Genomic DNA, 11,638 nt, shown 5'->3' with positions numbered 1-11,638 from the left:
CCATGGGGAGACTTCCTATTCAATGCGCAACCCCGTCCCGTTTCAGAACCTTTAATACGGTCATCCACAAAATCCGGACGTCAAACCACAGCGAACGTCTCCGCAGATACTCAGCATCCAGCTGGACCTTAACTGGAATCGGTAACTCGTCCCGTCCGTTAACCTGGGCCCAACCAGTCAAGCCGGGCAACAGTTCGTGCACTGCAACCTCTGTTCGCAATACGATAAGGTCGTCCTGATTGAACAAAGCAGGCCTGGGTCCCACAAAACTCATGTCACCCTTCAAGATGCTCCATAACTGAGGCAACTCATCTAAGCTTGTCTTCCGCAGAAACGACCCGACCGGCGTCAGATAAGCATCTGGATCCATCAAAAGGTGTGTAGCTACCGCTGGCGTATTGACACGCATGCTGCGGAACTTGGGCATCTTGAAAAGCTGATTACCTCGACCAACACGATCACTCCAATACAAAATCGGTCCAGGGGAGGTCAACCGCACGACCAAGGCAATGATGGTCATCGGAATAATTAAGATCACGCCCGCGAAAATCGCCAGCGACAGATCAAAAATACGCTTCATATGGAGTGCTCCCGGCGATACCACTGAGCAGTCGCCGCCAATCCACTTTGCATCGTATATGGCGGTGTCCACCCCAACTCACTCTGAAGAGCGCTGATATCCACAGCCAAACTGCCCAGCAATCGATCCACTTCCTTACCTTTTCCAATAAGCCGTCCCGCAAATCGCATGAAGTTCGGCGGTACGGGGAGTAAACGGCACGGTCGATTTAAGGCCTCTGCCATTTTCCTAATCAACTCTGGAGTAGACACATCCTCGCCATCACTAACCAACAAGGTTCTTCCTGCGGCAAGAGGATGGTCTAAAACGAGACTGATGGCGTCTACCAAGTTACCGAGGAAAACCAAACTACGGCGGTTATTAACTGCCCCAAATGGAAGAGGTATTTGCGCATCCACCGCTCGCATTAAGCGTAGAAAATTGGCTCCCACGCCAGGTCCATAGACCAAGGGGGGACGCAGCACCACCAATTCCATGCCCGTACCCCGTGCAATCTCGCGCAAACCTTCCTCAGCTTCCCGCTTGGAGATGGCGTAAGGATCTTGCGGCGCGGGGTCGTCTGCACCGGAAAACATGCCGCTTTCACCAAGGACCTTCACGCTGCTGAGAAACACAAAACGACGAACTCCCCGATCTGCGGCCTGCCGCGCTAACCGTAACGTAGCGTTGGTATTGATTTCTCGAAATGCCATCAACGGGTCCGTGGACGTGTCATGCATAACATGCACGCGGGCAGCCAGGTGCACTACAGCATCAACTGACTCCAAGGCACTGTTCCAGTCGGACATCGACCCCAAATTTCCAACCTCGACAACCTCCCCACCCACTGGCGGGCTGACACCGCCATGGCGATAGACTGCCTTCACAGCCCGTCCATCTCCCGCCAACCTGCGTAGCAACGCAGTTCCTACAAATCCCGACGCACCAGTGAGCAATATCACAGACGATTCCCCGTCTTCTCTGCCGCCAGATCAAGCAGCCAACCTTCGAGTCGATCCAACAGGAGTTGGCGTTCAAATTCACGTGAGTACAGCGCCCGGCCACGCTCGCCCATGGCCTGACGCTCCGTTTTCTCCAGGTCTGCAAGCCGCAAGACCGCCTGCGCCAGAGCGACGTGATCGCCAGCCGCGCAAGTCAACCCTGCCATAGCACCCGACAACAACTCAGCCCCCTCGCCATTGAGCATGGCAATCACCGGGACGCCCGTTGCCAAGTAGGACTGCAACTTGCCGGGTATGGTCATCGAAAATATGGGCTCGTCCTTAAGGCTCACCAGCAGAGCATCCGCGTGCTCAAAGAAGGATGGCATACGCTCGAGCGGGTGACGCCCCAGCAACTGGACATTGCGCCCCAGGTTCCGCATTTCGATTTCGCGTGCCACCCACTTGGCCATGCGGCCGTCACCCACAACCAGCCACCGGATGTCGGCGCTGTCCCTGAGTATCTCTGCAGCAGCCAGAATTGCCGGGAAGTCCTGAGCTTCGCCAATATTGCCCGCAAACATCACTGTGAAGCAGTCGGGATCGGTACTAACCTCAGCTGCTGGCTCGACGGGACTGCCGTCGAACACGGACTCGGCCCAATTCGGGAAGTACGCGATCCTGCGATCTTCCCCGGCATAACGACGGATCTGGGGAATAAAGCTTCTGGATTGCGCCAAGATCAGATCGCAATGCCTGTAAATGAAGGCCACCAGTTTGCCGACCAGCCACAAGAGCCTCTTCGATTTGACAATACCCACAGCCGAGAGTGTTTCCGGCCACAGATCAAGCACCCATAGCGCCATTGGCGCACGCTTAATGGCACGCAACACTACGCCAGGTATGCCCACGGTGATCGGGGACGGCTCATACACCAGCACCGCATCGTACTTCTGCCCGCGCAGCTTCCACGGGCCAATAACCGACGCGGTGAGGGCGAACGAGAGATAGTTCGATATCAGGCGCAGTCCACCCCGGCCACGGGGCAGGAGGGGGACGCGCACAACCCGCGCACCTTCGAAGCTGGCGTACTGTGCAGGGTTCTTCCGGTAGGCATCAAACACCTTACCGTCCGGATAGTTCGGCCAGCCGGTCAATATCGTGACTGCATGCCCCCTGCGGGAGAACTCAGCTACCAAGTCGTTGATTCTGAAGTTTTCTGGCCAGAAATACTGTGTGACGACAAGCAGACGCATGAATTACCGCTCAGTACTTCTTCCAGACGACACGGTTCACGTAATCCGTGTAGCTGTGAACAATGCGTACCACCTTTTCCGACACATTAGGCATGCTGTAATCCGCCACCTGCCGCAATCCGCGAGCATCGCCCCGCGGCTGCGTTGCGAGGATGGCCAGCGCCTGACGCACGCGCTCGGTCTCCAAGCCCACCATCATGACGACGGCCTCTTCCATTCCCTCCGGTCGCTCATGGGCCTCCCGCAGGTTCAGCGCCGGGAAGTTCAGGATAGAGGATTCCTCGTTGATCGTGCCGCTATCCGACAGCACGGCGCGTGCCGACACCTGCAACTTCACGTAATCGTGAAAACCCAGCGGCTTGAGCAACCGCACCTGCGGATGAAATTTGGCGCCCGTCGCATCAATCCGTTTTTGCGTGCGGGGATGGGTGGACACGATGACCGGCAGATTGTGGTCTTCGGCCACGGCGTTGAGCACTGCGACCAGCTTGGTAAAACACTGTGGCGACTCGATGTTTTCCTCACGATGGGCGCTGACCACAAAGTATTCCTCTGGATGCAGACCCAGCCGCTGCAACACGTCAGATGCATCGATACGCGAGCGGTAGTGCTCCAGCACCTCGAACATGGGGCTGCCGGTCTTGATCACCAGATCGGGCGGCAATCCCTCTCGCAACAGGTAGTCGCGCGCAATGGTGCTATAGGTCAAATTCACATCGGCGGTGTGGTCAACGATGCGCCGATTGGTCTCTTCTGGCACACGCTGGTCAAAGCAGCGGTTCCCCGCCTCCATATGAAAAATCGGGATCTTCCGCCGCTTGGCGGGAATCACCGACAGGCAACTATTGGTGTCACCCAGCACCAGCATGGCGTCTGGGAGCACGTCGGCCAATACTTGGTCCACGGCAATGATGAGATTGCCAATGGTTTGCCCCGCTCCAGTCGAGTTGGCTGCGCTTTTTAGAAAATGATCCGGTTTGCGTACGCCCAAGTCGTCAAAAAAAACCTGGTTCAGTTCGTAGTCATAATTTTGACCAGTATGCACAAGCACATGGTCGCAATGTTCGTCCAGTCGGGCCAGCACGCGCGACAGGCGAATGATCTCGGGCCGGGTGCCCACCACCGTCATAACTTTGAGTTTTTTCATTGCTAATGCCAATCTTCGGTGTTTCAGACGGGACAATTGAAAGTATCGGGCTGCTGGCGATCAAAGATTTCATTGGCCCACAACATAACTACCATTTCATCCGGACCGACGTTCGTGATGTCGTGCGTCCAGCCCGGCACGGTTTCCACAATTTGCGGCTGCTCTCCGCTGGTGTGCAGTTCATGCGTCTGACCCGTCCGCATATGCCGAAAACGGAACCGCGCCTGGCCCTTTATGACCAGAAACTTTTCGGTCTTGCTGTGGTGGTAATGTCCGCCGCGAGTCACCCCTGCATGAGCCGTGAAAAAGGAAAATTGCCCCGCATCAGGCGTCTTCAGCATTTCCACGAACATGCCGCGCGGATCGCGATGCGCCGGCACATCGTAGGCAAAAGCCTCCACCGGCAGATAGCTCACGTAGGTGGAATACAGAGCCCGCGTCAACCCCTGCCCAACACGGGCCGTCATCAGGGTCGTCCGGTTGTCGCGAAAACCTCGCAACTGCTCCGCCAATGCCCCAACCGTGATCTGATATTGAGGGGCCACACAGGCAAACTCACCGGGCAGGGGCGGGGACAGTTGGCCTGCCAGTATCTTCATGAACTGGACAAGTACATCGTCCACATAGACCAGCGTCAACGATGTCGCAGGATCATTGATCTGAATCGGCAGGTCGCGCGCAATGTTGTGGCAAAAAGTTGCAACGACAGAGTTGTAGTTGGGTCGACACCATTTTCCAAAGACATTGGGCAGACGGAACACATGCACCGGCACAGCGTACTGCTCGGCCAGTTGGAAAAGCGCCTGCTCGGCCTCCCGCTTACTCCTGCCGTAGGGGTTGTCCAAACCCGCCTGGGTGGATGATGTGTACACCACCGGTACCAATCGACCGGACACCTTCGCCACCTGCGCCACCGCATCAACCAGTTGACGGGTTAGCCCGGCGTTGCCCGCCTGGAATTCGGTTGGATCCTGGGGGCGATTAACACCCGCCAGATGGAAAACGATATCTGTATCCAGCAACAGCCCAGGCAACTGGGCCACGCTGTCATTCCGGGTAAAGAGGGTCACCTGCACATCCGGCCGTTCGACCAAGTACAGCTGCAGATTCTTTCCAACGAACCCTTGTGCGCCGGTGATGAGAACCCGTGTCAATTCATTCCTCTGCTTCAGCGTGTTCGCCGCGCACGATGCGTCTAATGAAGTCCAGCTTGAGCAGCAGGGTCTTCATGCCTGTCACATCCAGACGCGTCGTATTGTGCGAGTTGTAGTCCTCGCCATGGTTGCTTTGGGTCAGGCGACGTTCGCCCTGTTCAACGAACTTCGCATAGTTCAGGTCACGCCCGTCCGGCGGCACACGGTAGTAGGAACCCAGGTCTTCGGCACAGGCCAGCTCTTCACGGCCTAACAGGACTTCGTACAACTTCTCACCATGACGAGTACCGATCTCGCTTACCGGATGGGCGGGTTTACCCATCAACTCAAGGATGGCCTCGGTCAGGACCTGCACCGTCGCCGCAGGCGCCTTCTGCACAAAGATGTCGCCATTGTTCCCATGCTCAAATGCATAGAGCACCAGATCCACAGCGTCGTCCAGCGTCATCATGAACCGCGTCATACTCGGGTCGGTGACGGTAATGGCTTTACCGGCGCGCACTTGGTCTACAAATAGGGGAATCACCGAGCCGCGAGAGGCCATCACGTTACCATACCGCGTGCCGCAGATGACCGTATTCGTGCCCTCCAGATTGCGGCTGGTCGCCACCATAACCTTCTCCATCATGGCCTTGCTGATACCCATTGCGTTAATGGGGTAGACCGCCTTATCCGTACTCAGGCAAACCACCCGCCTGACACCGGCCGCAATGGCAGCATCCAGCACATTTTCGGTACCCAGAACATTGGTTCGCACCGCCTCCATGGGGTGAAATTCACAGGACGGCACCTGTTTCAGTGCGGCCGCATGAAAAACATAATCCACACCACGCATGGCCGCACTCACACTGCGGATGTCACGAACATCACCAATGTAGAACTTGAGCTTGGGGTGCGCATAGCGCTTGCGCATGTCATCTTGCTTTTTTTCATCGCGGCTGAAAATGCGGATTTCAGACAGCCCTGAATTAAGGAACCGTCGAAGCACGGCGCCACCGAATGATCCCGTTCCCCCTGTTATCAACAACACCGATCCATCCATGATCAACTTTTTGCTCATACTGCCTCAAGACTCCGATAGCTTAGTGTTTGCGGGAGAACACGAAGGTTTTGTTCAGAAAATAGGACGTTAGTGTGAACGCCGGGACACCAACCAACTGCGCAAGATCTCCTGGCATATCCAGCACCTCGATCGACGTCAGAACGGCTACTAAATTCATCAGATAAGCCGCGCCAGCCACCAAAAAGTACCCAACCAAATGCCTGGCCTTCAGCGCCGGGGTTGCAAATGTCCAGCGACCATTCAAGACGAAACCGATGGCGATACAGATCAAATACCCTGCCAAATTCGAGACTGCATCCCCCCAGTGAAGGTACCACTTCAGCGAGTAGATGATGATCAGTCCGACTATGGTGTTTAAGACACCTACGCCAACGAACTTAGCCAACTCGACCGAGGCCGCCTTACGCCAGACAGCGGACATAATACTGCCCCCCAAGCGGCAACCACTTCAAAAACACTTCCGCAAAACGGAATACCTTAAGGAAGCCTGGAAAAAAAACTCGGTATTTCACGCTGACATCCCTGAATCCCGCACTCCGGCAGCGACTTGCCATGAGCGAGGCACGAATCAGCTTTGCATTGATGTCAAAAGGACAGTTGTTCACCACCCGGACGGTCAGCGGGTTCAACGGATTGTGTTCGTACACCATCAAGAGACCGCCCGGCTTGAGTCGACTACGTATCGCCGACAGTAGTTCAACATGCCTACCCTCGTCCACATGATGGAAAACGCACATGGCATACGCCGCATCCAGAACCCCGACTTCAACCGGTAGTTCACCATCGCTCACGGGGAGAAATTTTGCGAAATTTCCATACTGTGAACGCGCCAGCTCCAAACTCTCAGGGGAAACATCCACGCCAAACAGCTCGGCTTGCGAAAAGTACTGGCGAAGATAGGGAATTGACGCCCCCACCCCGCATCCAAAATCCATGAGGCGGAGACCGGCCTTGGTGTCAACGCCCTGCGCTGCCAATTCCTGGTACAGATCCCTGATCTTATATTCGGCAAAGTAGGCTGAATCCTCGCCGGAAAAGCTGACGCTCGCGTCCAAGACTTCGTTATAGGTCTTAGCGTGCGCGTCGAATTCTTGCTGCATCATGGTCTATCCTTATGTGAACCAGCGATGTAGGTCATGCGCTCGGCACGCAGCAAAATCGCAGTTCCTTCAATCAGCGTATGGCGTTTGAATTCGTGGTCGACAATTAAAGGGTACAGAGATCGGTAGGAAACTCTTGGCGCATACAGACTCGACATGCTGTTGCGATTGCAAACGACACGAACCCGCCTCTTGAGCAGTCTATTAAACGTCGAGACGACCTCCGAAATCGTCACACTACGCTCAGCGGCAATGATCTTGACCAGTGACGTACGACCAGGGCCACGCAGCTTCCTAAGCGACCCGATGAAGTCACACGCTGCGTCGTCGGTAAACAGATAGTCTCTCGATGTATCCAGCGGGACAAATATCTCCACAGGTTGGTGCCTGAGCGCGCATCGAGCAATGTGGGACAGCAACCCTTGCCGCTTCCCGAACGACTGTCCAGGCCCATACAAGGTCGAAAACCGCGCAACCAGCAGACTGACCCCCGCAACGGAAGCCACAAAGCTCTGCAACATTTGCTCCTGTGCAAGCTTGGCCTTCGCGTACTCCGTCAATGCCGTCACGGTTGCCGACTCCGTTATTTCGAAGTCTGGGCATCCCGAGTAAAGCGCACCCGCCGAACTGGCAAAGCCAATAGCACCGGCGACATCGTTAGCTGGCAACTGCTCGCGGAGTAGAGACAACAAGGCTTCCAGTGCCGCCGTTTCACCGTCCAAGTCGGCCTGAGTGCTTCCCATGGCCCCAACACCTGCAGCCCAGTAGATTTCCCACTGGTCGCCACGCGACAGTCCGCTGAGAAACTCCCCCGCAGCCAGACGGAACTGCGACCGTATCCGGTCCACATTTCTCCAATCGAATGGCTCAAAGTGGTGATAGACGTCGATGCCTTGTCGGCATAACTCACTGACAACGGCCGCCCCCAACATCCCCCCTGAACCAAGAACCCAGGCCCGCACCATTTAACGCGACCTGCTACTACGGGTCCCGATCACGTACAAGGGCTTGCCCATAGCAATTCCCATGGAGACGGCAAGATACTCCGCGATCATTCCCAGTGAAACCAAAATGCAACCGGAAAAGAACGAGACAACAATAACCAAGGATGCCCACCCTTGCACCTGCACACTGCCGGTCAATTTTTCATATACGGCGTAGACCCCGATAAACACCGCGATGGCCACTGAAGAAAACCCCAGCAGAGTAATGAGACGCAGCGGCCGCGTCCCGACAGTGAGCAACATGTTCCAGAAGTGTGCCAACAACCTGCTGTAGGTATATCCTGAAGGCCTGTCGTCCTCTACTCTCATCTTCACCGGACACTGACCAACCCGTCCAGCGACCCATAGCAGCCCTACATCGAGAAATACGCCGTGTCCACAGTAAGCGGCAAGGCTGCGAGCGATCTCGCCATTGATCAACCGGTAACTATGAAAGTACTCCACAACGTCGTGCCCCATCATCACGCGTCCGATGCGCTTAGACAATCTGCTAGTGAAGTTACGCAAGAAACCATGCGGCGGTTTGTTTACGGGATGTGCGTACACCACCTGTAGGTCCTCGTCCAGCGCACGGTCGAGCAGGCTACCCATGTCCTTGGGGTCATGCTGCCCGTCCTCGTCCATCGTGATGATCCAGTCCCCTGTGGCGGAACTCATGCCCGCAAGCGTGGCCGCATGCTGGCCGAAATTCCTGGTCAGCCAGACCGACTTAACCTGCGGGTGGGACTGCACCAACTCGCTAATGACGATGTCGGATCGATCCGGTCCGCAGTCGTGAACAAGCAGCACCTCGGACACGACCATCGCGTGGCCACCAGCAGTCATAGATGGCTGAAAGTACACCGATATTTCGTCAACCAAGGACCTAATCGAACGCTCCCCTTGGTAAACAGGAATCACGACCGAGACGTGTTGTTGTTTCATGGCAGACGGAACAGCCTTTCCTTCAAGTAGCGCACAAATGCGCCAGCGCGACTGGAGTTGCCTAATTGATCAACTATGCTCGCCAGCGCCAGAGACAGAAGGAGATAGTTACCAAACATATACGCAGGTATTGGCGGGTAATAAGCCACGAAACCCGCCACGCCGGCCAATACAAGTGCAATTGTCACATACATTCGACAAATCACCAGCACCGCCAAAGCGATCAAGCCGACGAGCGCGCTTACGTAGGCTAACGCAAGATGGCCTACTGGATATCCAACTGAAAAGCTCTGCAACGTATTTAGCGTGGCACTGCGGATCATCTGCAAAGGATGGTCTTTTGCATAACTTGCGAGCTGCTCTTTCAGCGCCTCGTAGTACTGTCCACGGACTTTTTCGTCGTAATAGTTTCCACTCGGCGGAGCAGTATTGATCTGGATGCCCGTGCGGTCCTTGAACATCTTGTAGCCGGATTCATCGTCCAGCACGATACCCGCGTCATTGGGATATGCACCTATGCCCACGTACGCGGTGTGCCAGGGCTGTGATGGATTCTTGCCGAGCATCGCAACGAGCAGAAAGCCGACAACCGCCCCCCACCCCACAACCCTCCTGTAGCGCCACGCCGAATAACTCAGGATGAAAAGCGAAATAATGGCGGTTGACTGCCGGATCAGAAAGGCCGCCGCCAACACCAGCGCAAGCAGGTAAAGCCAACGCACCTTTCGAGTATCGCCCCTGGCTTCGTAGCAGAACCAGGCCAGGGCGGGGATGACCTGCCAGTAGTAGTGATAGGCGAAGGTCACGAAATGCAGCACGATCGGATTTGCACCATAGGCCAGCAGGAAGATGATCTGCTGGCGCCGGCTCGGAAGCCGGCTGATTACCCACAGTGAGCTGGCGACGTGGAAAAGTATCTGGAACCAGATGACGGCCTTGATCTGCGGGAGCCAGAACAACAGGTGCTGCGCGACCCAGATGACGTAGACGTATCCCTTGTCCAGCACGGAGTAAGCTGCAAGATTGGAGAGTTCCGAACGCCCGAATCGATAATCCATTTGCTGGCTGTAGGTCATGCCCGCAAAGTCAGCAAACGCTCCCATGTCCACCCGCCAAGCGAGATCGAGGCTCAGATTTGTCGCTCCCGAGAAGTAGGGGTATATCCACGACGGCGCCTGGGACCGCTGATTCCAAAATAGCAGCGCGCAGGCCATCATTGCGATGGCCGCCAGCAGGGCCTGCTGCCATGTCAGTGAAATACGCTTTTCCATTGCGCCCTCAGTTATAGATCAAGAATTCACCCACGGGTCGGACAAGCCTGCTCAGAGTCACCCGTCAATGGACGGATTGCCCGTAACAAAGCGGGCAAAGACCTCGTAGTCGCTGTCGGCAAAGTACGCCTCTTCCGGCAGGGCCCGGAATGCTTCTTCAAACTCTTCTGCGCGACCCGAATGCGATCTAAGAATATCCCTGATCTGCTCGACGCTGCCACAATCAATTTCGTAGCCGATACCCAGCGCCATCACCCGTTCGGCAAGGTACGTTCCCTTACTCGCCACAATGGGAACCCGGAAGTACATCGCCTCGTACAACTTGTTGGGCAGCGCCACCCGGTTGTTCATCATGGTCTCGACCGTGTCATACGAGACATAGAGCAGGTCCAGGCCGCCATAGATGCGCGCCGCGTCCTTGAAGAAATCGTATTCCCCCCTGAAAACAATGTTGCGTTGCTTGGCGCAATAGCTCTCGATCAGGGCCCTGCTGTTCTGGGCGTCATAAAGCCGCCCATAGATCTGCACTTCGACGCTATCGTCATCCTTCACTGCATCGAACAGCGCCTGGATGGGGGCCGCCTGATAAATCAGGCCGACGACCCCGACGACCGTTCGCCCGCCCTTGGCACGTCCTTCCCCCCTTGGGGGGACGTTATCTCTCAGCGGCTTGTTCTCCAGTTCCAGGTACGGGCCACGAAAGAACTTCCCATAGTAGACGTCGTAATACTTCTTCGAAGTTACGATGAGACGGTCAACAAAGAGGCGCACAACAGCTTGGTCTACCGCCCTGAATATCCTTGCCGTCAACCCACGACTGAATACATACTGGAGCAAATCCGATACCTCGAGCACAATCCTGGTCGAACGAAACGCCAGCAACCGCATGGCCACTTCCAGCAGCAGGACGTCGATATTGTTCACGATGACGACATCGGCACGAACCCGCCTTCTGCAGCGCCACAGCACACCCATTGCTCTCACATAGGCCATCGCCCGCGAGAGGTATCTGCCGCTCGATCCGATTTCGCCAACGGGGAAACAGTCCACGCTGCCTGCAATGTTTGAATTAAGGTTTGGTAGGCTTGAGCGACTGAAATAAATCACACTAACCTGATTGGATTCCGCCAGGTAATTGATCTGCTTGATGAAGCGCGGGTTCGGCTGATGCGAAAGAAAGAGCAATATTTTCTTCAAGTTCCTACCCAATCCATTCGAT

At 55.7% G+C, this 11,638-nt stretch carries 12 protein-coding genes; all 12 read right to left on the bottom strand.

The annotated features are described in order from the left end of the window. Positions 1-19 precede the first annotated feature (19 nt). The 12 genes from AC1Q5W_RS12480 to AC1Q5W_RS12425 are packed head-to-tail and all read right to left on the bottom strand — an operon-like array spanning position 20 to position 11,616. Positions 20-580, bottom strand: a complete 561-nt coding sequence (locus AC1Q5W_RS12480) for a sugar transferase (RefSeq protein ID WP_492644934.1) — start codon at positions 578-580, stop codon at positions 20-22. Continuing rightward, positions 577-1,521 (bottom strand): UDP-glucose 4-epimerase family protein, encoded by a 945-nt coding sequence (locus tag AC1Q5W_RS12475; RefSeq protein WP_492644933.1) that lies wholly within the window; start codon positions 1,519-1,521, stop codon positions 577-579. Before AC1Q5W_RS12475 ends, AC1Q5W_RS12480 begins: the two co-directional genes overlap by 4 nt. After that, positions 1,518-2,756 carry a glycosyltransferase family 4 protein gene (locus tag AC1Q5W_RS12470; protein ID WP_492644932.1) on the bottom strand — a complete coding sequence of 413 codons (1,239 nt, stop codon included), beginning with the start codon at positions 2,754-2,756 and terminating at the stop codon, positions 1,518-1,520. The genes AC1Q5W_RS12475 and AC1Q5W_RS12470 overlap by 4 nt, the downstream gene beginning before the upstream one ends. Before the next feature lie 10 nt (positions 2,757-2,766). Further along, on the bottom strand, positions 2,767-3,903 hold the full coding sequence (gene wecB / locus AC1Q5W_RS12465) for a non-hydrolyzing UDP-N-acetylglucosamine 2-epimerase (RefSeq protein ID WP_492644931.1): 1,137 nt from the start codon (positions 3,901-3,903) through the stop codon (positions 2,767-2,769). Positions 3,904-3,926: 23 nt separating this feature from the next. Beyond that, complete coding sequence (gene wbjC, locus AC1Q5W_RS12460) at positions 3,927-5,057, bottom strand: UDP-2-acetamido-2,6-beta-L-arabino-hexul-4-ose reductase (RefSeq protein ID WP_492644930.1); 1,131 nt, start codon at positions 5,055-5,057, stop codon at positions 3,927-3,929. A gap of 1 nt (position 5,058) precedes the next feature. After that, positions 5,059-6,117 (bottom strand): polysaccharide biosynthesis protein, encoded by a 1,059-nt coding sequence (locus tag AC1Q5W_RS12455; RefSeq protein ID WP_492644929.1) that lies wholly within the window; start codon positions 6,115-6,117, stop codon positions 5,059-5,061. A 22-nt stretch (positions 6,118-6,139) separates the two neighbouring features. Beyond that, positions 6,140-6,541 (bottom strand): GtrA family protein, encoded by a 402-nt coding sequence (locus AC1Q5W_RS12450; RefSeq protein WP_492644928.1) that lies wholly within the window; start codon positions 6,539-6,541, stop codon positions 6,140-6,142. After that, entirely contained in the window at positions 6,522-7,223 is a 702-nt protein-coding gene (locus AC1Q5W_RS12445; protein ID WP_492644927.1) for a class I SAM-dependent methyltransferase, read from the bottom strand. Before AC1Q5W_RS12445 ends, AC1Q5W_RS12450 begins: the two co-directional genes overlap by 20 nt. Next, positions 7,220-8,185, bottom strand: coding sequence for an NAD-dependent epimerase/dehydratase family protein (locus AC1Q5W_RS12440; protein WP_492644926.1), 966 nt, complete (start codon positions 8,183-8,185; stop codon positions 7,220-7,222). Before AC1Q5W_RS12440 ends, AC1Q5W_RS12445 begins: the two co-directional genes overlap by 4 nt. Then, a complete protein-coding gene (locus tag AC1Q5W_RS12435) occupies positions 8,186-9,148 on the bottom strand; it encodes a glycosyltransferase family 2 protein (RefSeq protein ID WP_492644925.1) in 963 nt (320 codons plus the stop codon). After that, the gene (locus tag AC1Q5W_RS12430; RefSeq protein WP_492644924.1) at positions 9,145-10,419 is read right to left on the bottom strand and encodes a hypothetical protein; all 1,275 of its coding nucleotides are present in this window, start codon (positions 10,417-10,419) and stop codon (positions 9,145-9,147) included. The genes AC1Q5W_RS12435 and AC1Q5W_RS12430 overlap by 4 nt, the downstream gene beginning before the upstream one ends. Before the next feature lie 57 nt (positions 10,420-10,476). After that, positions 10,477-11,616, bottom strand: coding sequence for a glycosyltransferase family protein (locus AC1Q5W_RS12425; protein WP_492644923.1), 1,140 nt, complete (start codon positions 11,614-11,616; stop codon positions 10,477-10,479). Positions 11,617-11,638 lie beyond the last annotated feature (22 nt).

It is taken from the genome of Rhodoferax sp. MLSD5-FHT05B10, from assembly GCF_058793415.1.
The sequence above is the reverse complement of the archived record's forward strand: the minus strand, read 5'-3'. Positions and strand labels throughout refer to the sequence as shown.